Genomic DNA, 24,256 nt, shown 5'->3' on the forward strand with positions numbered 1-24,256 from the left:
ACCATGAGCGAGCTGATTCTTCACCACTACCCCACATCGCCATTTGCCGAAAAAACCCGCCTGATGCTGGGCTACAAAAACCTGCCCTGGAAGTCCGTCATCATCCCGATGATCATGCCCAAGCCCGACGTGGTGGCGCTTACCGGCGGCTACCGCAAGACACCCATCCTGCAAATCGGCGCCGACATTTATTGCGACACCGCCTTGATCAGCGACGTACTGGAACACCTGCAGCCCGAGCCTTCGGTGTACCCGGAGCCCAGCAAGGGTCTGGCGCGCACGCTCGCGCACTGGGCCGACAACACGCTGTTCTGGACCTCCATGGCCTACAACACGCAGCCCAAGGGCGTGGCCCAGATTTTTGAAAAAGCGCCACCTGAAGCCGCCCGCGCCTTCGGCGAAGACCGCAAGGCCATGAGCACGGGCATGCCGCGCCTGCGCGCCAGCGACGCCGCCGCGGCTTACAAGTCCTATCTGCGGCGGATTTCGGACATGCTCGACGACCGGCCTTTTCTGCTGGGCGACGTGCCCTGCATCGCCGATTTCGCGATGTACCACCCGCTGTGGTTCACGCGGGTGCAAACACCGGTGCTCGCGGGCATCCTGAACCTCACGCCGGCCGTGCTGGAATGGATGGACCGCATGGCCGCCATCGGCCATGGCGGCATTGAAAAGTTCAGTTCGGCCGAAGCTGTGGCGCTGGCCGCCGCATCCACGCCGGCGCCGCTGCATGACGACCTGTTCCAGGACGAGCACGGCATTGCGCTGGGCAGCCAGGTGCTGGTCAGCGGCGAGAGTTTTGGCCCGGAACCCACCGAGGGCGAGCTGATCGCCGCCACCCGCATGCACTACACGCTGCGCCGAACCGATGCGCGTGCCGGCACCGTGCATGTGCATTTCCCGCGCATCGGTTACACCCTGAAGGCTGCAACCCCGGCATGAGCAGCATCTCCGGCACTTCCGTTATTTCCTGGCGTTTTCTTCCCTTTGGTGCGCTAACCACCCTTGAGCTTTATGAGATGTTGCAGCTTCGCAGCGAAGTGTTTGTGGTCGAGCAGGCCTGCAGCTTCCAGGACATGGACGGCGCCGACATGCAGGCCATGCATCTGCTGGGCACGAGGGAAGGTCGGCTGATGGCCTATGCACGCTGCTTCGCCGCGGGCGTGAAGTTTGCGGAGGCCAGCATAGGCCGCGTGGTCACACATGCTTCAGCGCGCGGCAGTGGCATTGGCCATGTGCTCATGAAAGAGGCCGTTGGCCGTTTGCAGCAACACTGGGGCCCTCAACCCATCCGCATAGGCGCACAGGCACGGCTTGAGCAGTTCTACCTGCAGCACGGTTTTGCCAATACCGGCCAGCCCTACATCGAGGACGGCATACCGCACATCGAGATGTTGCGGATTGCCTGAACAGTTGCCTCAAGTTCCCAGAGTGACAGCTGAGACGCCTTGCCTCACGGACAATTTTCCCATTCCAGCCATCAAGGACTCCCCAAAATGATCACGGACTTCAAAGGTAAAACCGCAGTGCTGACCGGCGCGGGCTCGGGCTTCGGCCTGGAATGCGCGCGCCTGGGCGCCAAACTGGGCATGAACCTGGTGCTGGTCGACGTGCAGCAGGACGCGTTGGACAAGGCCACCGAGGAGATGAAGGCCGCCGGCGCCCAGGTGCTGTCCTTCAAACTTGACGTCTCCAGCGCCGCGCAGATGGAGGCCATGGGCAAGGCCGTGTTCGAGCGCTTCGGCGCGCCGCATTTCGTCTTCAACAACGCCGGCGTCGGATCCGGCGGCCTGATCTGGGAAAACAGCGTCAAGGACTGGGAATGGGTGCTGGGCGTCAACGTCATGGGCGTGGTCCACGGCGTACGCATCTTCACGCCGATGATGCTGGAAGCAGCCGCCAAAGACCCATCCTGGCAAGGCCACATCGTCAACACCGCCAGCATGGCCGGGCTGCTGAACCCGCCGAACATGGGCGTCTACAACGTGAGCAAACATGCCGTGGTGGCGCTCAGCGAAACCCTGTACCAGGACCTGGGCCTTGTGACCGATCAGGTTGGCGCTTCGGTGCTCTGCCCCTTCTTTGTGGCTACAGGCATCGGCATGAGCCACCGCAACCGGCCGGCTGAACTCGGCGCGGAAAAGCCCACCAGGAGCCAGATGATCCAGCAGGCCATGACAGGCAAGGCGGTCGGCTCCGGCAAGGTGAGCGCCGCCGATGTGGCGAAACTGGTGTTTGACGCCATCGCAAAGAACCAGTTCTACATCTATAGCCACCCCAAAGCCATCAACTCTGTGCAGACACGGCTTGAAGACGTGCTGCAGGCACGCAACCCGACGGATCCGTTTGCCGACAAGCCCGAAATTGGCCAGCAACTGAAAGCCGCGTTGCGCGGAGCCTGATGCGCCGCGGCTGCCTTGCTTGGGCCGGCCTGCTGCTTGGGCTGGCGGGGGCAGGCGCGTTGGCACAACCGGTGAAGTGCCCCGACGGAAAACTTGCCGACGGCATTGAACGGGCAGGGGACGCCCGGCAATGCCTTGTCATCCGCAAGCTGGCGCCTGGCCAGACGTCCCGCATCACACCCAGGGTACTGGTCGTCTTTCTGCACGGCGACAACGGCGGGCGCACGGAGTTGAAAGCGGACAGCGGCACAGCAGCCTTGCTTGCCGAAAAGCTCCAGGCCGTCACCGTGGCGATGCAGCGGCCCGGCTACCGCAGCGATCTGGGCGTATCGGACGGCGAGTCCGGCCCCGGGGACGACGACTACACACCCCGCAACGCCGGAATCATTGCTGCCGCGCTGGGCAGCCTGCGCAGCCTCAACCCCGGCAAAAAAATCCTGCTGATCGGCCATTCGGGTGGCGCAGCCATGGCGGCGCTGGTCGCCAGCCGCTTTCCCGGCAGTGCCGACGCCTATTTGCTGGCCGCCTGCCCCTGCGACGTGCCGGCATGGCGGCAATGGCGGAGCAGCTCTGCGGGCAAGGCCGGCGCCTGGAGCCGCAGCCTTTCACCCCTGGCTGAAGCGGAGAAAATCAGCCCGGATACGCAGATCAGCGTGGTGGTGGGCAACAAGGACGAAAACACCTTGCCCCAGTTCAGCGAGGCCTATGTCAGGGCGCTGCAGGCGCGCGGCGTCAAAACCCGGGTCACGTATGCGATGAACGCCACCCACGTGTCGGTGCAGCGCGCGCCGGAGTTCTTCATGCTGGCCGGGGAATTGGCCGGAAGGCTGTCGAAATAGCGCCGCTGCGCTATCCTTGGCCATCTCTTATTCACAGCCGTTTTCACGGCCTTCGATGATGCCCAAACTCCTGTCCCGACTTTCCCTGGCTGCTGTTCTGGCGGCCAGCTTGCTGTCTGCCGGCTGCAATGATGCGCCTGGCAATTCATCAGCAAAGACCAGCGAGCCGATATCCACAGCGGCCATCGAGGCCGGCGCCAAAGGTTTTGCGGCCGGTGCATTGATGAGCAGGCGCACGGTGTATGTATTTTTTGACGCGCAATGTCCGCACTGCGGCGCACTCTGGGAAGCGGCAAAGCCGCTGAAGTCGCAGGCCAAGTTTGTCTGGATTCCTGTCAGCCTTCTCAACGCCGCCAGTACCGCTCAGGGCGCTACCCTGCTGGCGGCCGGCGACCCAGTGGCCGCAATGGACGAGCATGAAGCGTCCTTCCTGGCCCGGCGCGGCGGCATCAGCGCGGCGAGCAACATCGACGCGCAGAAGGAAGCCGTCAACAAAAACACCGAGCTGATGAAGCGGCTTGGGCTTGCCTCTGTTCCGGCCATCGTCGGAACCCATGCCCAGACCGGCGCCACGGTATCGCAGGAGGGTTCCTTGTCAACTCCCGCGCTTGCCACTTTGCTGGGCTTACAGGCACCGTAAGGCCTGCCAGACGGGCCGGCACAGTAGATTTGTGCCTGTTTTTTCGAGGAAAAAGTGGCTAAACCCCAATAAGACCGGGCGCGGCCAGCTATTTATTTGATAGCGTTCGGCACAGCCTGGATGGGTCCGAATTGAGTCCGGGTTCAGCCCCGGTTCAAAACAGAACCCGGCTGCGAATCGTGCCAGGCACCTCGGCCAGCTTGGCCAGTGCGATGTCGGAATGCGCTGCGTCAATGTCGATTACCACGTAGCCCACAGCCTCGTTGGTCTGCAGGTACTGCGACGCGATGTTGATGCCGTTGGCCGCAAACACCTTGTTGATTTCCGACAGCACGCCTGGCACATTGCGGTGAATGTGCAGCAGGCGGTGCTTGCCAGGGTGAGCCGGCAATGCCACTTCGGGGAAGTTGACGGAAGACGTCGAGGTGCCGTTGTCGCTGTACTTCACCAGCTTTTCGGCCACTTCGATGCCGATGTTTTCCTGCGCTTCCATGGTCGAGCCGCCCACATGCGGCGTCAGGATCACGTTGTCGAGGCCGCGCAGGGGTGATTCAAACATGTCCTTGTTGCTGCGCGGCTCCACTGGAAACACATCGATTGCGGCACCCAGCAGCCTTTTTTGCTTCAGCGCCTCGGCCAGCGGTTCAATTTCCACCACCGTGCCGCGTGAGGCGTTGATCAGCACGCTGCCGGGCTTCATCGCAGCGATCTCGGCCGCGCCCATCATCCATTGGGTGGCCTGGGTTTCGGGCACGTGCAGGCTCACCACGTCGGACTGGGCCAGCAGGTCCTTGAGCTGAGCCACCTGCCGGGCATTGCCCAGCGGCAGCTTGGTCACTACGTCAAAAAACACGACCTGCATGCCCAGCGCTTCGGCCAGCACCGACAGCTGCGTGCCGATGGAGCCGTAGCCGACGATGCCCAGTGTTTTGCCGCGGATTTCGTAGGCGTTTTCGGCCGACTTGAGCCAGCCGCCGCGGTGCGCCACGGCACTTTTCTCGGGCACGCCGCGCAGCAGCAAAATGGCCTCGGCCAATACCAGCTCAGCCACGGAGCGGGTGTTGGAGAAAGGCGCGTTGAACACCGCAATGCCGCGTTCGCGGGCGGCGTTCAGGTCGACCTGGTTGGTGCCGATGCAAAAGCAGCCGACCGCCGCCAGCTTGCCGGCCTGGGCAAACACATCGGCAGTGAGCTGGGTGCGGGAGCGGATGCCGACAAAATGCGCGTCGGCGATTTTGGCCTTGAGTTCGTCATCGGGCAGCGCTCCGGCCAGGCTTTCGATCTGCGAGTAACCTGCCGCCTTGAGAACTTCCACCGCGGAGGGGTGAATGCCCTCGAGCAACAGGAATTTGATTTTTTGCTTGTCGACCGAAGTTTTGTTCATGAAAAGCCGCTGCGCCAAAAAGTGGATGAGGAACAAGTATGAGGGAAGCGAAATACCCGTGCTGGTACGCGGTTGGGCGGCGGGATTCGAGACCTTGAATAATGCCAAAAATGGCCCCGGGCATTACTGGCCGGGCGCAAGCAGCTATCAAATCAATAGCGGTTGAATTAGAGACTCCCGATCGGATTTGGCAGGTTCACAGACAACGGCATCCCCCAGGCGCAGTAAACCGCCCTGCAGCACACGCGCCGTCAGCCCGCCATGGCCGCGCATGGCGTTGTAGCCGCCAGCGCCCAGCACTTCCTCCATGCGCGAGCAGGGTTCGCACGGGCCGGTGATTTCCAGCACCACGTCGCCGATGTGCAGCACCATGGGCTGGTCCCTGAAAAGGGATTTCGCCGCCAGCAGATTCAGGCCCGAGACCACCAGGTTGCGCCTAAGGCTCGCGGCATCCACCGTGCCAAGCCGCATCAGCGCCGCCAGTACAGCAAGGTGCTCGGCCTGGATCAGGGTGACCTGGCGTTTGCTGCTTTCCGGGCGAATGGCGGGCGCCGCCGCGCTCCGGTCGCCTTCCAGCCCACGGCCGGCCAGCGCCGTCACGGTTGCAACGCCGAGCACCGGGTTTCGGCGGGCGGGCCTCAGCAAAATTTGCTCAAGCCGCCCCTGGTGGGGGAATTGCCGCGTGAGCGCGCGCAGGTCACTGATGCCCGTGCCAGCGGTTGCGGTCATTCCAGTACCTGTCCCGCGGAAGGGTAGCTGCGCGACAGCACCTGCTCATCTGTCAATTCCGGGCCCTGCCACATGGTGACTTCTGAAGCGCCGGCCCCCAGGGCCATCTCACGGAAGGCCCGTATTTCCACCTGGGTGAAACCACCTGCGGGCTCGCCCAGAGGATGGAACACCATACGGGGCGCGGGAGCCAGCACGTGGCTGGCCTGAAGTTTCCGGACGAAGGCCTTCAGTACCTGCTCACCGTGTGCGAAGTCGGACACCATGGAGCGCGGGTGGCTGAAAGGATTGATGACCTGTGCCGACTTGCTCGATCTATGCATGGCAGCGTCATTGCCCGCACCCAGCACTTTGGGCTTGGGGCTGCGGGAAATCGCAATTTCGGGCACTTCGGAAATGAAAGCACCCGTTTTTACATTGCGCACCGTCAGCCGGTAAGGCGACAGGCGGATGTACAAAGGTGGCGTGATGAAGTCGAACATGGTCAAGGGCTGCGGTTGAATTCAGTGAGCCTGGCGCTCATGACAATACGGCTTTCAGTGCGGCCAGGAGCCGCGCAGCTGCCAGCTTGACCCGCGTCTTGAAACGGCGGGCCATGCGCCATGGCAACGACGCCCTGGCCTGGGCCATGATTTTGTCCTTCCAGGCTTTCCAGGGGGTGTAGAGCCGCGCGAACCACGGCATTTGCATGAGTGCAGGCTGGGTCAGCTGAAAGAGGCGTGCGGCCAGCGCGGTTCCGGTGAGTTTGGCCGCCAGTATCAGCGCCAGGCCGACAGTGACGTGGCCGAGACCAAACAGGTAAAGCGCCAGCAGCTTCAGCGGGATCAGCGCCAGCACCGGCACGCCGAAGGCGAGCAGCGCAGCCCAGGGCGGCAAGCGGGTGATCCAGCGCTCCAGCCGCCCCCACCAGGGCAGGCGCCCCAGTGCTGCAAAGCCGGCGGCCAGCGGCTCCCAGCCCCATTCTTCAAACAGCAAAAACAGCGCGACGGGGGCAAGAAGAACTGCCCGGAGCACTTTTTTGAGCCTGTTCATGCCGTTTTCCTCAAAGCGCCGAAGGGTAGGCGCGGCCCCAGCCGAACAGCAGCACGCCCGCTGCCACCACCCAGGCCAGGGTCGCGCAGGCGAGTGTCACGGTCAGTGCCGCACGCACGCTGAGCCAATACACCACCAGCAGGTAAACCGCGTAGGGTATGAGGGACCACAGGCCAAACAGGGCTGTGGTGCGAAGGTCTGCCGCGGAGCGCTCGCTACCCACGATGTAGTGCGCAATCAATGCAAAGGTGGGAAAGAGCGGCACCAGCCCGGCGATGAAAAAGCTGCGCGACCGGGAAAGAAGGGCAATGACCAGCACGGCAAACGCGCCCAGCAGGCATTTAAGAAAAAGTGAAAGCATGGATGGAAAAGAAAAAGGAATGCAAGGATGCGGCCGCACGGATCAACAGTTTATCGAAGGGCACTATCGGCGCCCTCAGTCCTGTATCGTCTGCGTGCCGTTCTGCACTTCCCTGCGCATGGAAAAAATGCGGTCGCTCGAAAGCTCAGGCACCACCGCAAAACCCAGGCCTTCGTAAGTGGTCAGCGCGGGATGGTTGTCCCGGTACACGCGCAGTGTGAAAGCTGTGGCACCGGTGTCACTGGCCGCCTGGGCCATTAGCAGCCTGCACAGTGTTGAACCCTGGCCCCGGCCGCGCGCGTGGGGCGCCAGGATGATGCGGGCCAGATGGGCAGCACCTGCCTCACGCACCCAGAACTGCCCAAAGCCCAGCGCCTCTGCCGGGCCCCGGCTCATGACAAAGCTGAAGGCACCGGGTTCAGCCAGCAGTACCGAGAGCCGCTCGGGCTCAAACGGAAACTTCAGCTTGGGGCCGGCCCAGCGCAGGCAGGTGCCGGCGTCCTGGACCCATGTGGCCAGCGCCGCATAGTCGGCGGCCCCGGGTGATCGCAAAGCCAGCGGAGGAGCGCAGGGCGGTGATTGCGGGGAATCCATTGCGCCATTGTGCGGCAAGCCCGAGGCCTCGCGTTGCCCCCGCCTGTGCGGTGCGTCAGGCGGTGCATTGAAGGCTGACGGCCTGCAAGGTCTTGCCGGTTTGAGGGTCAAACACCACCAGGTTCACCTGGCGCTCATGGCCCTGGGTTGCAGCAATACTGCGAAAGGTCAGCTTTTGCGGCCCGGTTTCACTGCTTTTATATTCCCCAGCCTGGGTGTACTGGCGCACAACGAAATCGTGTTTGAGAACTTCTCCGGCGTTTTCACCGGCTTTCACTTTGGAGTTGTGCCCATGCTCAGTGACGGTCCAGTAGGCTGACCAGGACGGTGACACCTGCGGTGCGGGCAGCGGGGTGACACTGGCTTCAAACTGGTCCGGGCCGAGTTGCCTGAGCACGATGCTGGCGCGCGCGGGTTCCTTGCTGTCGGCAGGCCTGCCACCCCAGCGAGGCCAGTCTTTGCCGTTGAGTACGGCCTGCGGTGTATAGATGCCGCGCAGATTGTTCCTGGACGCTATTTCGCGTTGCCGGCTGGTGTAGGCGGGCGCGGCAAAACGGTCAACCCAGCCGATGTAGTCCCAGTAGCCGACATGAAAGGCTTGCACCACGGCCCCACTGCCTTTCAGCGACGATGCCCATTTGTCAGCGGGCGGGCAGGAGCTGCAGCCCTCAGAGGTATACAGCTCAACAACCGGCGTGATGGTCGGCCCTGAGCTGATGGCACAAGCGTTTTGTGCGGACAACGCGCTGGACGTCGATGCCATCAGGACGATTGCGATGATCAGCGGGGTGTTGCGGCGGGAAGGCCGTGGGGGCGCGGTGTGCAGCATGAGGGTCTCCGTGGATTTGCAGACCCCCATTGGTCGATGGACTTCGCCGGTTCTTACACCTGCCGGGCTTGGTTAACAAAGACGCGGCACAACCGGTATTCAGGCACTTAAACCAGCGGCATGGTCTCCGAGTCTTTTTCCAGGTGCGGAATGCCGCCATGCCGTTCGAGGCGGTCCTGGAGCTGGCCCATGTGGGCCGCCATGGTGTTGTCCGACTGCTCCAGCCGCGCCAGCAATGCCTGTTGCTGCTGCGAGAAGCGTTCGGCCAGCACAGTGGCGGCGGCGGCTTCCCGGTGCTGTGCGGCCAGGGCCTGCACCTCCAGGTAGCTCCGCAGTTCGGTAAAACGCGAGGCCTCGGCCTTGTCAGCCAGCTCACGCTGCGTGTTCAGCTCGCGTGCGTAGCGCCGGGTTTCCAGCAAGTTGGTGCTTTGCATGTAGAGCGTGGAGGCCAGAAACACCACCGTGGCAACCACCAGCAAGAGCAGCATCACGAAGCCCAGCGACACCTCCACGGTGGTAAAGCCCAGGCTGAGCATGCTCACACGGCTGAATTCATCGACATTGAGGGCCACAAAGCCCGCCAGCAGCAGCATGGCCACCACCAAAAAAATCGTGCGAGTCCGCATATGTGTCTCCCCTGAAAATGTAAGAAATTGCTTTAAGCCAAGGGCCATTATCAGAAGCAAAACAGCGCTGGTGCTGTGGGACAATGCCGACCCTTGGCGTCAGTTTGTACTCGACGCACCGATAACGGCTTTCCACCAGGGTTGGCCGGATCGCCGGGCGGGCATTTGCCCCTTTATTGACCTTCTTTTGCTTCTTTTTTCGAGCTTTTTCGAACATCTCTTTCAATATGCAGAAAATCATTCGCCAGATCGCGGCAGAAATCAAAGTCCAGGAACATCAGGTCAAGGCCGCCGTAGAGCTGCTTGACGGCGGCGCCACCGTGCCCTTTGTCGCGCGCTACCGCAAAGAGGCCACCGGCGGACTCGACGACATCCAGCTGCGTGAACTGGAACACCGGCTGGGTTACCTGCGTGAACTGGAAGAGCGGCGTGAAGCGGTACTCAAAAGCATCGAAGAGCAGGGCAAACTCACGCCCGAGCTGCGCGCATCGATCGAATTTTCCGCCACCAAACAAGACCTGGAAGACTTGTACCTGCCCTTCAAGCCCAAGCGCCGCACCAAGGGCCAGATCGCACGTGAAGCCGGCATCGAGCCGCTGGCCGACAAGCTGTTTGCCGACCCGTCACTGGTACCTGCCGACGAAGCCGCGGCCTTTGTGAAAGCGGAGAAGAACGAAAGCGGCGACGATTTCACCACCGTGCAGGCCGTGCTCGACGGTGTGCGCGACATCCTCAGCGAACGCTGGGCCGAAGATGCGGGCCTGGTGCAGTCGCTGCGCAACTGGCTCTGGAGCGAAGGGCTGTTCAGCTCCAAGCTGGTCACCGGCAAAGACGAAAACAACGCCGACAACAGCAAATTCCGCGACTACTTCGACTACGACGAGCCGATCGGCCGCGTGCCTTCGCACCGCGCGCTGGCGGTGTTCCGCGGCCGCGGGCTGGAGATTCTGGACGCCAAGCTGGTACTGCCCGAACAAGCCGAGCCCGGCAAGCCCAGCATCGCCGAAGGCAAGATCGCATTGCACCTGGGCTGGAGCCACAAGGCACGCCCGGCGGATGATTTGATCCGCAAGGCCGTGGCCTGGACCTGGCGCGTCAAGCTCAGCCTCTCGCTCGAGCGCGACCTCTTTACCCGTTTGCGCGAAGAGGCCGAGAAGGTCGCCATCAAGGTGTTTGCCGACAACCTGCGCGACCTGCTGCTGGCGGCGCCCGCTGGCCCGCGCGTGGTGATGGGCCTGGACCCGGGCATTCGCACCGGCGTGAAGGTGGCCGTGGTCGATGCCACCGGCAAGCTGGTGGAGACCTCTACCGTCTACCCGCATGAGCCGCGCAAGGACTGGGACGGCTCCCTGCACACGCTGGCCAGGCTCTGCGAAAAGCACGGCGTCAACCTGATCGCCATCGGCAACGGCACCGCCAGCCGCGAAACCGACAAGCTGGCAGCCGATCTGATTAAAGGAATGGCCAAGGTGGAACAGGCCATTGAAAAAGTGGTGGTCAGCGAGGCCGGTGCCTCCATCTATTCCGCCAGTGAATTTGCCAGCCAGGAAATGCCGGACGTGGACGTGAGCCTGCGCGGTGCGGCCAGCATCGCGCGCCGCCTGCAGGACCCGCTGGCCGAACTGGTCAAGATCGACCCGAAATCGATCGGCGTCGGCCAGTACCAGCATGACGTGAACCAGAGCGATCTGGCACGCAGCCTGGACACCGTGGTCGAAGACTGCGTGAACAGCGTGGGCGTGGACCTGAACACCGCCAGCGTGCCGCTGCTGGCCCGCGTGTCGGGCCTGTCGCAAACCGTGGCCAAGTCGGTGGTGCGCTGGCGCGATGCCAATGGCGCGTTTGCCTCGCGTGCCGATTTGCTCAAGGTGACCGGCCTGGGCGCCAAGACATTCGAGCAAAGCGCGGGCTTCCTGCGCCTGCGCAGCAGCAGCAACCCGCTGGACATGACCGGCGTGCACCCTGAAACCTACCCGGTGGTCGAGAAAATCATGGCCCACACCGGCAAACCGGTGGCTGAACTGATGGGCCGGGCCGAGATGCTCAAGACCCTGAAGCCTGAGCTGTTTGCCAACGAGCAGTTCGGCGTGATCACCGTCAAGGACATCATTGCCGAACTTGAAAAACCCGGCCGCGACCCGCGCCCCGACTTCAAGGTCGCCCGCTTCAACGACGGTGTGGAAGACATCAAGGATTTGAAGGAAGGCATGACGCTGGAAGGCACGGTCAGCAACGTGGCCGCCTTCGGGGCCTTCATTGACATCGGTGTACACCAGGACGGCCTGGTCCATGTGAGCCAGCTCTCGAACAAGTTCGTGACCGACGCGCGTGAGGTCGTAAAAACCGGCGACATCGTCAAAGTGCGCGTCACCGAAGTCGATGTGGCGCGCAAGCGCATTGGCCTGACCATGAAACTCGACGCAGCACCGGCCCGCCGCGACGGCCCGCGTGACAACCGCTTTGAAAGCGCGCGGCCGCCGGGCGGGCAAAACCGCGGCGGCAACTATGGAAGCCGCCCAGGCGCACCGCAACCTGCAGCCGCCACCGCCATGGAGTCGGCCTTCAGCAAGCTGGCCGCGCTGAAGAAATAACAACGCGCACGCCGCCAGGTCGCCCGAAAGGCATGAATTGACCCGTTTTTAAGGTTAAATCAGGCCCTGGCGCTTGACTGGCGGGCGCAACCAGCTATCAAAATAATAGCGATCATCCACCCCCATGCAAGCCCTACGCATTTACGCCGGCCCCAAGGCACGCCGGCATATCGAGCAAAACGGCCTCAAGCCGGCAGACATTGCCGTCGTACCCGGGGCGGCGGGCGGGCCCAAGGGCTTGATCCTTGGCGCACTGGACCGCTTTATCTTTGGTGACTGGCTGGCGCAAAGCAGCCATCCGGTGGACCTGGTCGGTGCGTCCATAGGCGCGTGGCGCATGGCCACGGCCTGCCTCGCCAACCCGGCGGCGGCATTCCAGCGCCTCGAAACCGATTACATCCACCAGCATTACGAGCTCAAGCCAGGCCAGAAGCGCCCGACCGCCGACGCCGTCAGTGAGCAGTTCGGCCAGAGCCTGAAGGTTTTCTACGGGGGCCGGGTGCAGGAAGTGATTGGCCATTCCCGCTATCGGCTGCACATCGTCACCTCGCGTGGCCGCCACATGCTGGGCCGTGAGCACAAGGTGGCCACGCCGCTGGGCTACTTTGGCGCGTTCCTCACCAACAGCCTGCACCGCAAGGCCATGGGCGCATGGCTGGAGCGCGTGGTGTTTTCCACGCAGAACGCTTCCTTGCCGTTTTCAACTGCCGACTACCGGACCCGCCAGGTGCCCATGGACGAAGCCAATTTTCAACCGGCGCTTCAGGCCAGCTGTTCCATCCCCTTTGTGCTGCGCTCCGTGCGCAACATCCCCGGCGCGCCGCCCGGCGCCTACTGGGACGGTGGCATCACCGACTACCACCTGCACCTGAACTATCACCGCGGGGGCACGGGAGGGGAGGCGGGGTCATCGCCGGGATTGGTGCTGTACCCGCATTTCCAGAGGGCCGTGGTGCCTGGCTGGCTCGACAAGGGCCTGAAGTGGCGGCATGGCGCCACACATTTTCTGGACAACATGGTGCTGCTCGCCCCCAACCCGGAGTGGATCAAGACCTTGCCCGGCGGCAAGCTTCCGGACCGCGCGGACTTCATGCGTTATGGCCCCGATATCCAGGCACGCATACGCGCATGGTCGCAGGCCACATCGAAAGCCGGACAGCTTGCGGAGGAATATGCCCGGTGGCTGGACCGTCCGGATATGAAGCTGGTCCAGCATTTATGAACCAGCCGGAATACGCGCCTGGACGCGGTGTTCCCCCGGCGAGGCGTCCATAAAAAAAGCCGCATGGCGTGTCAGTCACGCCATGCGGCTTTTTTGGTGTTCCCGAAGTGTTTTCGGGTTCAATTTACAGTTGCAGCCTCAAAACACGTGTGCAATACCCGCGTACACCGACTTCGGGCTTTGGCCGACTGCCGAGAGCGCCAGGCCAGCCGAACTGCCACCGCCGCCGCTGATGGTGTAGCCTGCATTAGCCTGGTTGCTGATCTTGGTTACGCCACCGTAGAGAGTGGTCCGTTTGGACAGCGGATAGTCGTAGCGTACGCCTATGGCCTTGGAATCCGAACTCGCTGTGGTCTTGTTTTTGAGCTGGCCGTAGGTGGCGATCAGCTTGCCAACGCCGACAGGTGCCGAGGCGCCGATCTGGTAAGCGTCGAGCGCGGGCGCCCCGGTCGCGTCGCCGCGACGGCGCACAAAGATGGCAGACGGCTTGATGAACCCGAAATCGTAGGAGACAGCGACGTCAGTGTATTTATCGGTATTGCCGACTATGTAGATGGTTTTTTCCGTCAGGTAGCTGACTTGCGCCGCAAGCGTGCTACTGCTATAGCCGGCTGCGATGTTGAGCACGTTGCCGGTGGACTTGGGTTGGCCGCCCGCGCCGGTCGATTCGCCGAAGGCATAAAACACATTGGCCTTGAAGCCGCCCCAGGTCGGCGTGGTGTACTGGATGGAATTGTCCCGGCGGGTGGTGGCGTCAGAGAGGGAGCCACCGTTGATGCCTACGCCCGGGCCCGCGTAATAGTTCAGGGCGCCGGACATCGTGAATCCGGCAGGGTCAAAAGCTGCCATGGTTCCAAAATGCGGCGTGTACTGGCGGCCGATGTTGACGGCGCCGAAGTCACCACTCAAGCCCACGATCGCCAGGCGCTGAAACATGTAATTAGCCCCAGTCGGCACAGTGCTGGTGGGGATGGTCGCAGTACCTGTGCCAGCGCCCGTGTCTGTTAAAAAGCCGGCCTCCAGCACGAAATTCGCCTTCAGGCCGCCGCCGAGGTCTTCCGTACCGCGAAACCCGAAACGCGAACCCATGGCACCCCCGCTGGAGATGCGTGTCACATTGCCGTTGCCGGCGGATGCGACTTCCAAATAGGTATCAACCACGCCATACAGCGTGACGGAGCTTTGGGCCTGAGCGGCGCAACTGGCAGCGGACAGCACGGAAAGTGCAAATAGTTTGGTCTTCATCAGGTCTCCTAATGTTGTTGATATAAGCGTGCTTATCGATTCGACGCAGCCCTGCAGGTCCATGCACTGTTGTTTGCGGACAGCAAACATCGCGTGAAATCGCTAATCACTGCATGAGGTTAATGGGTTTTTAGTTATAAAAAATAAGTAAATAGTCTCTTGCCAGCAAAGACATTTATGGTTATAAAAAGTAATTAAATAACTTTTACCGGTACGATGAGCCAGGCTCGCAGCAGGTCTGCCGTGATGGCCAACCGGCGCAGGCGGACCCGACTGCGCCGGGGCACACCATCGCGCAATCGCGGGTAGGGCCCCATCCTCACGAAGCCGATGATTTGCCGCCAACCGCAATTGCGGGGAAAGCGGCACATTGGCCGCCAGGGGCGAGGCCTAAAGCGACGTGCCGAGGAGCTCTTCGTATTCCGCGGCACTGGCAATCCGCGGATTCGTCTTGTGGCAATGGTCAGCCAACGCCCCTTCAATGATTCGGCCGAACTGCTGGCGCTGTACCCCCATGGCCGCCAGGCCCGTGGGCAGGCCCAGCCGGGCGTTCATGTCCCGGATGGCGTCGGGAATGTCGCTGCCCGAAGCCAGCCCCATGGCGCGGGCCATGCGGTCGAGCCGGTTGTCCTTCTGAACTGATTCGGCCTCCGCATTAAAGAGGACCACGGCAGGTAAAAACATCGCGTTCAGCGTGCCATGGTGAAGGCGCGGGTCTACACCGCCCAGGCTATGGCTCAGCGAATGCACGCAGCCCAGCCCCTTCTGGAAAGCCATGGCACCCTGCATGGATGCGCTCATCAGGTTGAAGCGGGCGTCCCGGTCACTGCCATCGCGCGTGGCCCGTTCGATATGAGCCCAGCCGCGTTCCAGGCCGTCCAGCGCGATGCCGTCGGCCGGCGGGTTGAAGGCAGCTGACATGAAGGTTTCCATGCAATGCGCAATCGCATCCATGCCGGTGGCCGCTGTCAGTCTGGCCGGCAGGCCCAATGTGAGCTCCGGGTCGCAAATCGCCGTTTTCGGCACCAGATGCCAGGAATGAAACCCAAGCTTGCGGTGGTCATCCACAATGATGATGGCCCCGCGGGCGACTTCGCTGCCGGTGCCGCTGGTGGTGGGTACGGCAATCAGCGGGGCTGCGCGGTCCGTGATTTTCGGGGAGCCACCTTCGATGGTGGCGTAAGTTGTGAGCGGGCCTTCATGGGTGGCGGCAATCGCCACGCCTTTGGCGCAATCAATGGCTGAACCGCCGCCCACCGCGATCAGGCCGTCGCAGCCGGCGGACCTGTACAGCGCCGCAGCTGCGCGAACGGCTGCCTCGGTGGGATTCGAAGGGGTCTGGTCAAACACCGTCACCTGCACACCGGGCAGCGCGTCAAGCGCTTTTTGCAAAATACCTGCGGCCTTGACACCGGGGTCGGTGACGATAAGCGGGCGGGTGATGCCGACACGCTCACATTCCTGCTTGAGCAATTTGATCGCGCCGAACTCAAACTGGATCTGGGTGACGTAATAGATAAAGGCCATGGTTTTGCTGTCTTTCGCGTTGTACGATGCTGGGCGGTTTTCCCGTGCCGCCCATCCTGCCCCAATCGGCTTGCCCTTACTTTAATAGCTGGAGATGCCCATGAATTGCAAGCAAACCCTGATGCTGGTCACCTTGGCGATAGCGGCTTTTCAGGCTGGGGCCGAATGTCTGAGCGATGCGCAAGTCGGTGACCTGGCCGAAAAGATCGCCGCCAGACAGCCTGCGGCAAACCCGGAAGGTCTCAACGAGGCCGATGGCGCCTGTACCCGCGCCAAACTCAATGCGCTGCTGGAAAAACGCCACGGCAAAGTGGTCGGCTACAAGGCCGGCCTTACCAACCCGGCGGTACAAAAACGCTTCAACTACGACCAGCCCGTGTGGGGCAAGCTGTATGAGGGCATGGTGCTGCCCGGCGGGTCCGTGGTCGATGCGGCGTTTGGCGCGCGTCCGCTTTTTGAGGCCGACATGCTGGTGCGTGTCAAAAGTGCAGCCATCAACCAGGCCCGGACACCCCTGGACGTGCTTGAAGCCGTTGACCAGGTGATTCCCTTTATCGAATTGCCCGATCTGGTCGTTCAGGCGCCACCCCGGCTCAATGGCCCGGCGGTCAGCGCCATCAATGTCGGTGCCCGGTTCGGTGTGGCCGGTACGCCCCTGGCCGTGCCCGTGACAAGGGCAGAGCGTCACGCCATGCTGGGCATGCTGGAAAACATGACCGTCGTGCTTGCAGACGGCGGCGGTGCAGAACTGGGAAGAGGCAAGGGCAGCGACATCCTCGGTCATCCGCTCAACGCAGTCGTCTGGCTGGCCGGCGCCCTGGCCAAGGAGGGCCTTGCCATGAAACCAGGCGACCTGATCAGCCTGGGCTCCTTTTCGCCGCTGCTGCCGCCCAAGGCAGGGCTGACCGCCACAGTGACTTACCGGGGGCTGGCCGGAGCGCAACCTGTGTCGGTAACATTCAAATAAATGCGCCACGGTTCTCCCGAAACCTTGCTGACACCCGCAATGCGGGACGTGCTCAGCCGCATGGCACGGGCCAGGCGCCCGCCGTTTCATACGCTCACACCCGCAGCAGCCAAAGCGGCATACGAGGCGGGTGCGGGCGTGCTGGAAATTCCCAAGCCGGCCTTGACGCGGGTCGAAGACCTGCGCATTCCCGCCAGGGATGGCTACAGCCTGCCTGCGCGCCTCTACGCGCCCTCAACTGATCGCCTGCCGGTGCTGCTTTACTTTCACGGCGGCGGCTTCACCATCGGCAGTGTGGCAACGCATGACGTGTTGTGCCGGCAGCTCAGCCACCTGGCGGGTTGCGCGGTGATTTCCGTGGACTACCGGCTGGCACCGGAGTATAAATTTCCTGTAGCGGCCCATGATGCCTGGGATGCACTGGAGTGGCTGACGGCACGGTCAACCAGCCTCGGCCTGGACGAAACCCGTGTGGCGGTCGGCGGCGACAGCGCGGGCGGCACGCTGGCAACCATGTGCGCCATCCTGGCCCGCGATGCCGGCCTGCCCCTGGCGCTGCAACTGCTGTTTTACCCCGGCTGCACCGCCCATCAGGACACGCCTTCGCACCGGCTTTTTGCCGGTGGTTTTGTGCTGGAGGAGGCTGACATTACCTGGTTTTTCAACCACTACGTGCGAAGCCCTGCCGACCGCGAAGACTGGCGCTTCGCCCCACTCAACGCGGCTGATGTGGACGGTGTAGCCCCGGCCTGGCTGGGTCTGGCAGAGTGCGATCCCCTGGTTGACGAAGGGGTGATGTATGCCGACAAGCTGCGCGCGGCCGGCGTGCCGGTCGACCTGGAAATCTACCGCGGCGTCACGCATGAGTTCATCAAGATGGGGCGCATCATTCCCGAAGCACGGCAAGCCCATGGGGACGCTGCTCGGGCGCTGCGTCAGGCATTCAATCTTTCGGATAACAAGCCATGAAACGACAGGAATTCCGATTTTTTTACCCGCTTCGGGTTCGCTGGGCCGAAGTGGACATGCAAAAAATCGTGTTCAACGCGCATTACCTGATGTACTTCGACACTGCCATCACCGACTACTGGCGCGCGCTGGCACTGCCGTACGAGGAAACCATGCACAAGATGGGCGGTGACTTGTACGTAAAAAAAGCTACGGTGGAATACCACGGCTCGGCACGCTTCGATGACCGGCTCGATGTAGCGCTCAAGTGCGCACGCATCGGCAATTCATCGATGACATTCACAGGCGCGATGTTCAGAGCCGATGAACTGCTCATTAGCTGTGAACTCATCTATGTGTTTGCCGATCCTTTGACGCAGACGTCCCGGCCCGTGCCGGACGCGCTGCGCAATCTGCTCGTGGGTTTTGAGGCCGGCGAGGCCATGGTCGACATCAGGACAGGTGATTGGGCCACCCTGGGAGCCGACGCGGCTACGGTCCGCACGGCCGTGTTTGTGCAGGAGCAGGGCATTCCGATGGAGATGGCGTGCGACGAAGCGGACAACACGGCCATGCATGCCGTGGCCTATAACGGGTTGGGAGAGGGCATTGCGACCGGGCGGCTGGTGCGGCAAGCCGATGGCACGGCGAAGATCGGGCGCATGGCGGTGCTGCGGGCGCTACGCGGAGCTCACCTCGGCCAGGCGCTTTTGGATGCATTGATGGATGCCGCCCGGAATCTTGGGGATCGCGAGGTCATGCTGCATGCGCAGCGCAGTGCCGAGGGTTTTTACCGGCGCCTTGGTTTTGTCCCGCGCGGAGAGCCGTTTGATGAGGTCGGCATCCCGCATCTTGAGATGGTCAAGGTGCTGTAAAACAACGTCTCAAGAGGAGAGGTTGCAGGCCTTTCTCTTTGCAAAGGCGACAATCACGGCTTCGCCGGTTTTGCACGCGCATCCAACCGGATTCAAAGATTGAGAAAGCCGATCGATTTCATGGTCAAGAAAAAGAACCGTCCTGGCCCCCAGGGTAATTCCACAGTCACCAACAGGATCGCTGGGTCATCCCGTGCCGAAGCGTCTCGTCCGTCACAGGGCGGGGAGGCCTTGGCGGCGCCCTCGATGCAGACGGGTTTTGGGCCTCAGGCCAGCTTGCCTGCAGAAGTCGCTCAAGGTCACTGGATCGTTGCGTTTCTTGCGTTCATGATGTTTCTCACGCCAGCGATCGGCGTGCCTCATGAGGAGATGCTGCAGGACACCCTGAAATCCATGGTGGTGTCGTTTTCAGCCGTTGGTGCGGGTCTTGTTTTCTTCTGGCAGCAACGCCATCGCAGGGAACCCTTGCGCTGGCATGCGCTCATGTGGCTGCCCTTGTCACTGATGTTTTATGCCTTGGCCAGCATGCTCTGGTCACACGCCTATCTGGGCGGCGTGGAAGCGATAAGGTGGTTCATTTTCAGCTTGCTGCTGTGGCTGGGATTAAATACCCTCTCGAAGGAACGCCTGCCTTATCTGGCCTTGGGAATTCATCTGGGTGCCCTTACGGCGTCGCTCTGGACGGCGCTTCAGTTCTGGTTTGATTTCACCTACTTTCCGCAAGGCCCGAACCCTGCATCCACCTTTGTCAATCGCAATTTTTTTGCGGAATTCGCTGTGTGTGCCGTGCCGTTTTCGGCGTATCTTCTCGCTCAGGCGAAAACCTCCTCGAAAATCACACTGATGTCATTGACCAGCGGCTTCATAGCCGTGGCGCTGATGATGACCGGCACCCGGGGAGCACTGGTTGCGCTGTGGGTCCTGTTGTTACTGGTTCTTCCGGTGATTGCCATTTTGTACCGCAAGCAGTTTGCGTTTTCTGCCTGGAACATCTGGCAAAAACTACTGGCTTGTTGCGTGCTTGGGGGAACCGTTCTTGCGCTGGGGTTCATGCACACGGGCAACATGCAGATCGCCCAGGAAGAACGCGGCACCACAGCCTTTGAGCGCGCTTTCAACCGCACGGCGACTATTTCCGTCAATGACAGTTCGTTGGGTGTGCGCCTGATCATGTGGAGGGCAACGTCGCGAATGATCAAAGCCACGCCGCTCACCGGGGTCGGCGCGGGCGCCTGGGAGGTGGACATTCCGCTCTACCAGGTTGAAGGCTCCCAGCTTGAAACCGACTACTACGTTCATAACGAGATACTGCAGTTGTTGGCGGAATACGGCCTGGTGGGTTGGGCGTTTTTAGCCTGCCTGCTGCTTTATCTGCTGGTTTCAGCCTGGAAAACACTGAGAAATCGCTCAGCAGAGGGGCTGAGCGAAGCCCCCTTGCGCGCAATAGCTTTATCCAGCCTTCTCGCATTGCTGATCGTAAGCAACATCGGGTTTCCCTGGCGGCTGGCCAGTACAGTTGCGATATTTGCGCTGGCCCTTGCCATACTGGCGGCGTCCGATGCCCGATTGGGACTCGGGCTTGGGCCTCTGACTTTTGCACAGAGTGTGGGCTGGAAGCCCATTTATTCCCGGGTATTTGCCGGTGTCATGCTGTTGTGCCTGTTTCTCGCGGTGCATATTTTTCAGCAAGCCGCGGCGGCGGAAGGCAAGATTGTCAGGGCCGTGAGGCTCGCCCTGAGCGTTAGCCAGTCGCAGGACTATCGTGACCCGAAGTGGAACAAGATAAAGCGCGAAATATTAAACCTCATGAACGACGGGATAGCCATCAATCCACACTACAGAAAACTTACTCCGCTGGTGGCGGACGAACTGGCACGTTGGGGCGACTGGAAAAACGCCGTCTGGGTCTGGGAGTCGGTGGTTCGTTCCCGTCCTTATCTGGTAGCGGTAATGTCCAATATCGCCCGTGGTTATGCCCAAATGGGAAATACCGACAAGGCGTTTGAGTTTCTGGAACGCTGTAAAAAACTGCAGCCCAAGGCCCCTTCGGTTCGCTCTCTGGAGGTTATTTTGCTGGGCCGTACCGGCAGGGAGCCCGAGGCACTCCGGCTGGTCAAGCAATCCCTGGCGGAAGGCATTTATGACTATGACCTCCTCAATGCCGCGTGGGCGCTCGGCGGACGGAGCGGGGACTTCGATCTGGCAATTCAGGGAATGGAATTGCGAAACAAGGGTTGGCCGGCCCTGGAAGTAGACGGCATGCTCAAGCTCGGGTACATCTATGCTTTTCAGAAGAAGGACGAGGCAAGGGCACAGGCTGCTTACCAGGCTGCGTTGGCCGCAACCCCTGAAAGAGCGAAGAATTCCACTCTCCAGATGATTCCGCCAACGTATCGACCCAGGCCCTAGAACGCTGTTTGCCGCCACGAAGTCACATAGCTGTGAATCGACGGGGCGGCAAGTGGCTTACCCCCTGGTGTTGTTGTTCGGTCCGGCGGATGGGTTTGCTCTTCCAGTAACACGCTCCAGCACCGGGAGCCTTTGGACTCCATTTGGGCCTTCGCCAGCAGCACAGTGCTGCAACGCGTTCCATAGGCATATTCCGGAAAATCCACAAAAGCGCTGGACAGCGCCTCCTCCCGCATCAGCGGCACACCTGTTGATGGCAAATGTTCGCGCGGTGCACGCTGGCGGTTGGCCAGCGCGGTCCATAGCGATGCCCGTAACGCTTCGTCACTCCCGGAATCGAGAGCAGTAGCCAACACGCGCTTGAGTTCTATGGTCTTGGGCCAGGGCGTATCCAGCGCTGCATTTGACAAACCATAAACGCCAGAGGACAGGTGCTTTGCTTGCCAGCCAGCCGCGCCCGGACCGCCTGGCCGGTTGGTGGCCCACACCCAGTTGTTCCGCTGGAAGTCACCCACTACGAGGTTAAAGCCTGCGTAGTCCGGGCCTTCTTCTTCCAGGCCTGAAACAAAGCCGGTCGCATCGTCGTGGCTTTCCAGCCAACGCGTCACCAGTTCCCCCCGCGAGCGGGCCCCGGCATCTGCATGGGCTCCGCGCACATTGGTCAGAAAAGCAATCCTGCCGCCAGGTGTCATGCCCATCCAGGTGCCGCCGGCACGCAAGTCACGGCCTGAAAGAACCTCTTGCCCCGAATCGGTTTGCCAGCGGGCGAGCGGCAGTGTCGGCCGGTCCAGGAATTCATCGCGGTTGGCGGCAATCAGGAGCGGCCAACGCTCCGATACGCCAATGGCAAACGCGATCAGGCACATGTCATGAGCCCCGCGCCCCCCGTGCCGCGCATCAGATGTCTTCCAGCAGCGGATAGGGCAGGGGCAGCAGGCTCAGGGCTTCGCCTGTGGCGCTTCCCAGCGTCAACCGGCCGTCGCCGGCATCGGCGGCGGCAGATGTCTGCATCGACACGATGGCGTCAAAGCCGCCAGCAGGATTGGCGGCCGCCGCGGCGACCAGCCCGCAAGGCTGCTCCGCGTCCGAGGCGTGAAATATCTCCTGGCCTGTTGCCGGCGTTCCGGCGGTATGGACAAGGTATGCGCGCCGTTTGAGCGTGCCGCGGAACTGGCTGCGCGCAACGATTTCCTGGCCCGGGTAGCAACCCTTTTTGAAGTTCACCCCTCCGACGGATTCGTAATTCAGCATTTGCGGCACAAAGGCCTCAAAGATGGGCTGCGTGATCATCGCAATACCGGACTGCACGTCCAGCCAGTGCCACAAGGCGCTGTCGATGCGCGGGCCTTCGGGAGCGGGTGAAGCGGCAGGTGCGCACCAGATCGCACGCGGCTGGCCCGCGCCGGGCTGCAAAAACACCATATTTGCATAACCTAAATCGGCTTTTGACCATACAGGACGGGCGCCACCAGCTATCGAATTCATAGCGAATCCGGTGATGCCGTAGAGCGCGAATTCCGCGCTGGCATCGGTCAGTCTGGCCTTGGCACGCAGCACAAACATCGACAGGCGCTTGAGTGTGGCGGGCAGGATGTCGCGGCTGCACAGCAGCAGCACGTCCTGCTGGCCGGCATCGCTGCTGCGCTTGAACATCACAAAACTGGCCTGCATCCGGCCCTTGGCATTGCAGAAAGCCGCCAGGCGCGCTTCACCGGCCCCCATCAGGGCCACGTCCTGGGTCAGCTGGCCCTGCAAAAACGTGACGGCGTCGTCCCCGGCCACGCGGATCACGCCGAGGTGCGTCAGTTCGGCGATGCCAGAAATCGTGGAAGCAACTGCAGCAGTTGAAGCAGCGGAGGGCAGGGTCATGGGGGCGTTCACAGTCGATGGGGAGATGGGCTGAATTATCATAGGCTTGAACTTTTGCGTTCTGTACTGAAAAGGTAGCTGGGTTGTGCGTCGTGTCTTTACAAGTCTGTTGATATTGATATTTGTGGGCGCCCTGCTGTCGTTTGGTGCGGCTTTATGGTGGCTGAACGAGCCGATTCCTCTGCGTTTGGCGCCCGGCAGCCAGGTGGTGGACCTGGAAATCGAACCCGGTACCCCTGCCAGCGGTGTGGCCGACGTCATCGTGGCCAGCGGCGCCGATGTGCCGGCGATTTTTCTGCATGCCTGGTTCCGCTTTTCCGGCCAGGCGCGCTTGATCAAGGCCGGCAGCTATGAATTGGTGCCGGGCACCAATCCGCAAAAGCTGCTCAGCATGCTGGTGCGCGGCGATCAAGCCCTGAAAAGCATCACGCTGGTGGAAGGCTGGACCTTCAACCAGGTGCGCGCAGCGCTACAAAAAGCAGAGCAGCTTGCGCCCGACACGCTTGGCCTGGCGCCCGAAGTCATCATGCAAAAGCTGGGCAGGCCGGGGGTGCACCCCGAGGGCCGTTTCTTCCCCGACACCTACACCTACGCCAAAGGCTCCAGCGACCTGGCTGTGCTCAAACGCGCAGCACGGGCCATGGACAAGCGGCTGGACGCTGCCTGGGCACTGCGAAGCCCCGACACACCGCTGAAAACCCCTGACGAAGCCCTGATCCTGGCCAGCATCGTCGAAAAGGAAACCGGCAAGCCGTCGGACCGCTCCCAGATCGGCGGCGTTTTCACCAATCGGCTGCGGCTGGGCATGCTGCTGCAGACCGACCCGACCGTAATCTACGGCATGGGTGCGCAATTTGACGGCAACCTGCGAAAACGCGACCTCCTGGCCGACACGCCCTACAACACCTACACCCGCGCCGGGTTGCCGCCCACCCCCATCGCCATGCCGGGCAAAGCTGCCCTGCTGGCCGCCGTGCAGCCGGCACCGACCAAGGCCATTTACTTTGTGGCGAAGGGCGACGGCAGCAGCCATTTCAGCAGCAGCCTGGATGAGCACAATCGTGCGGTCAATAAATACATCCGCGGTCAGTGAATATGGCCCCCACGCTCGTCACTTCGTGTGCGTCGCTGCCCCCCGAGGGGGCCGCTGCGCCTGCGGGCCGGCAA

25 protein-coding genes are annotated in these 24,256 nt (G+C 61.9%); 12 read left to right on the plus strand and 13 right to left on the minus strand.

The features are described from left to right. Positions 1-3 precede the first annotated feature (3 nt). The 4 genes from AC1DYQ_RS07765 (at position 4) to AC1DYQ_RS07780 (ending at position 3,241) form a co-directional block, all read left to right on the plus strand. Positions 4-942 (plus strand): glutathione S-transferase family protein, encoded by a 939-nt coding sequence (locus tag AC1DYQ_RS07765; protein WP_477686309.1) that lies wholly within the window; start codon positions 4-6, stop codon positions 940-942. Continuing rightward, complete coding sequence (locus AC1DYQ_RS07770) at positions 939-1,409, plus strand: GNAT family N-acetyltransferase (protein ID WP_477686310.1); 471 nt, start codon at positions 939-941, stop codon at positions 1,407-1,409. Before AC1DYQ_RS07765 ends, AC1DYQ_RS07770 begins: the two co-directional genes overlap by 4 nt. Before the next feature lie 87 nt (positions 1,410-1,496). Next, the gene (locus tag AC1DYQ_RS07775; RefSeq protein WP_457280867.1) at positions 1,497-2,402 is read left to right on the plus strand and encodes an SDR family oxidoreductase; all 906 of its coding nucleotides are present in this window, start codon (positions 1,497-1,499) and stop codon (positions 2,400-2,402) included. Then, complete coding sequence (locus AC1DYQ_RS07780; protein ID WP_477686311.1) at positions 2,402-3,241, plus strand: alpha/beta hydrolase family protein; 840 nt, start codon at positions 2,402-2,404, stop codon at positions 3,239-3,241. The genes AC1DYQ_RS07775 and AC1DYQ_RS07780 overlap by 1 nt, the downstream gene beginning before the upstream one ends. Positions 3,242-3,268: 27 nt before the next feature. On the opposite strand, the gene AC1DYQ_RS07785 is transcribed toward AC1DYQ_RS07780, so the two are convergent. Beyond that, a complete protein-coding gene (locus AC1DYQ_RS07785; RefSeq protein ID WP_477686312.1) occupies positions 3,269-3,478 on the minus strand; it encodes a hypothetical protein in 210 nt (69 codons plus the stop codon). Between AC1DYQ_RS07785 and AC1DYQ_RS07790 the strand changes: the two genes are divergently transcribed. Further along, on the plus strand, positions 3,465-3,881 hold the full coding sequence (locus AC1DYQ_RS07790; RefSeq protein ID WP_477686313.1) for a thioredoxin fold domain-containing protein: 417 nt from the start codon (positions 3,465-3,467) through the stop codon (positions 3,879-3,881). The genes AC1DYQ_RS07785 and AC1DYQ_RS07790 overlap by 14 nt on opposite strands. Before the next feature lie 154 nt (positions 3,882-4,035). On the opposite strand, the gene serA is transcribed toward AC1DYQ_RS07790, so the two are convergent. The 8 genes from serA to AC1DYQ_RS07830 form a co-directional block, all read right to left on the minus strand. Beyond that, complete coding sequence (serA, locus tag AC1DYQ_RS07795) at positions 4,036-5,265, minus strand: phosphoglycerate dehydrogenase (protein ID WP_477686314.1); 1,230 nt, start codon at positions 5,263-5,265, stop codon at positions 4,036-4,038. A 147-nt stretch (positions 5,266-5,412) separates the two neighbouring features. Then, the gene (locus AC1DYQ_RS07800) at positions 5,413-5,994 is read right to left on the minus strand and encodes an MOSC domain-containing protein (RefSeq protein WP_477686315.1); all 582 of its coding nucleotides are present in this window, start codon (positions 5,992-5,994) and stop codon (positions 5,413-5,415) included. Then, positions 5,991-6,476: a rod shape-determining protein gene (locus tag AC1DYQ_RS07805; RefSeq protein ID WP_477686316.1), complete on the minus strand. Its 486-nt coding sequence runs from the start codon at positions 6,474-6,476 to the stop codon at positions 5,991-5,993. The genes AC1DYQ_RS07800 and AC1DYQ_RS07805 overlap by 4 nt, the downstream gene beginning before the upstream one ends. A 37-nt stretch (positions 6,477-6,513) precedes the next feature. Then, on the minus strand, positions 6,514-7,026 hold the full coding sequence (locus AC1DYQ_RS07810) for a hypothetical protein (protein ID WP_477686317.1): 513 nt from the start codon (positions 7,024-7,026) through the stop codon (positions 6,514-6,516). Between the two features lie 10 nt (positions 7,027-7,036). Next, positions 7,037-7,387, minus strand: a complete 351-nt coding sequence (locus AC1DYQ_RS07815; protein ID WP_477686318.1) for a GlpM family protein — start codon at positions 7,385-7,387, stop codon at positions 7,037-7,039. A 75-nt stretch (positions 7,388-7,462) separates the two neighbouring features. Continuing rightward, on the minus strand, positions 7,463-7,981 hold the full coding sequence (locus AC1DYQ_RS07820; RefSeq protein ID WP_477686319.1) for a GNAT family N-acetyltransferase: 519 nt from the start codon (positions 7,979-7,981) through the stop codon (positions 7,463-7,465). Positions 7,982-8,036: 55 nt separating this feature from the next. Further along, positions 8,037-8,810 carry a DUF1223 domain-containing protein gene (locus AC1DYQ_RS07825; RefSeq protein ID WP_477686320.1) on the minus strand — a complete coding sequence of 258 codons (774 nt, stop codon included), beginning with the start codon at positions 8,808-8,810 and terminating at the stop codon, positions 8,037-8,039. 107 nt (positions 8,811-8,917) lie between these two features. Beyond that, the gene (locus tag AC1DYQ_RS07830; protein ID WP_457280877.1) at positions 8,918-9,436 is read right to left on the minus strand and encodes a hypothetical protein; all 519 of its coding nucleotides are present in this window, start codon (positions 9,434-9,436) and stop codon (positions 8,918-8,920) included. A 227-nt stretch (positions 9,437-9,663) separates the two neighbouring features. On the opposite strand from AC1DYQ_RS07830, the gene AC1DYQ_RS07835 reads away from it, so the two are divergent. Continuing rightward, a complete protein-coding gene (locus tag AC1DYQ_RS07835; protein WP_477686321.1) occupies positions 9,664-12,027 on the plus strand; it encodes a Tex family protein in 2,364 nt (787 codons plus the stop codon). Positions 12,028-12,151: 124 nt separating this feature from the next. Beyond that, entirely contained in the window at positions 12,152-13,249 is a 1,098-nt protein-coding gene (locus tag AC1DYQ_RS07840) for a patatin-like phospholipase family protein (protein ID WP_477686322.1), read from the plus strand. Between the two features lie 138 nt (positions 13,250-13,387). On the opposite strand, the gene AC1DYQ_RS07845 is transcribed toward AC1DYQ_RS07840, so the two are convergent. Together AC1DYQ_RS07845 and AC1DYQ_RS07850 are read right to left on the minus strand one after the other, a co-directional pair. Continuing rightward, positions 13,388-14,494 carry a porin gene (locus AC1DYQ_RS07845; protein ID WP_477686323.1) on the minus strand — a complete coding sequence of 369 codons (1,107 nt, stop codon included), beginning with the start codon at positions 14,492-14,494 and terminating at the stop codon, positions 13,388-13,390. Positions 14,495-14,884: 390 nt separating this feature from the next. Then, entirely contained in the window at positions 14,885-16,021 is a 1,137-nt protein-coding gene (locus tag AC1DYQ_RS07850; RefSeq protein ID WP_477686324.1) for an iron-containing alcohol dehydrogenase, read from the minus strand. Between the two features lie 100 nt (positions 16,022-16,121). On the opposite strand from AC1DYQ_RS07850, the gene AC1DYQ_RS07855 reads away from it, so the two are divergent. The 4 genes from AC1DYQ_RS07855 to AC1DYQ_RS07870 all read left to right on the plus strand — a co-directional run bounded on the left by AC1DYQ_RS07855 (position 16,122) and on the right by AC1DYQ_RS07870 (position 21,220). Next, complete coding sequence (locus AC1DYQ_RS07855) at positions 16,122-16,988, plus strand: 2-keto-4-pentenoate hydratase (protein WP_477686325.1); 867 nt, start codon at positions 16,122-16,124, stop codon at positions 16,986-16,988. Then, positions 16,989-17,957, plus strand: coding sequence for an alpha/beta hydrolase (locus tag AC1DYQ_RS07860; RefSeq protein ID WP_477686326.1), 969 nt, complete (start codon positions 16,989-16,991; stop codon positions 17,955-17,957). It abuts the gene before it with no gap. Continuing rightward, entirely contained in the window at positions 17,954-18,811 is an 858-nt protein-coding gene (locus AC1DYQ_RS07865; protein WP_477686327.1) for a YbgC/FadM family acyl-CoA thioesterase, read from the plus strand. Before AC1DYQ_RS07860 ends, AC1DYQ_RS07865 begins: the two co-directional genes overlap by 4 nt. Positions 18,812-19,057: 246 nt before the next feature. Then, on the plus strand, positions 19,058-21,220 hold the full coding sequence (locus tag AC1DYQ_RS07870) for an O-antigen ligase family protein (protein ID WP_477686328.1): 2,163 nt from the start codon (positions 19,058-19,060) through the stop codon (positions 21,218-21,220). Here the strand turns inward: AC1DYQ_RS07870 and AC1DYQ_RS07875 are convergent. Beyond that, a complete protein-coding gene (locus AC1DYQ_RS07875) occupies positions 21,217-22,086 on the minus strand; it encodes an NRDE family protein (protein WP_477686329.1) in 870 nt (289 codons plus the stop codon). The genes AC1DYQ_RS07870 and AC1DYQ_RS07875 overlap by 4 nt on opposite strands. A gap of 31 nt (positions 22,087-22,117) precedes the next feature. Next, the gene (gene ygfZ / locus AC1DYQ_RS07880) at positions 22,118-23,089 is read right to left on the minus strand and encodes a CAF17-like 4Fe-4S cluster assembly/insertion protein YgfZ (RefSeq protein ID WP_477686330.1); all 972 of its coding nucleotides are present in this window, start codon (positions 23,087-23,089) and stop codon (positions 22,118-22,120) included. Between the two features lie 85 nt (positions 23,090-23,174). Here ygfZ and mltG point away from each other — a divergent pair, with 85 nt between their 5' ends. Continuing rightward, complete coding sequence (gene mltG / locus AC1DYQ_RS07885) at positions 23,175-24,182, plus strand: endolytic transglycosylase MltG (protein ID WP_477686331.1); 1,008 nt, start codon at positions 23,175-23,177, stop codon at positions 24,180-24,182. Positions 24,183-24,256 lie beyond the last annotated feature (74 nt).

It is taken from the genome of Polaromonas sp. P1_F4 (genome assembly GCF_056405675.1).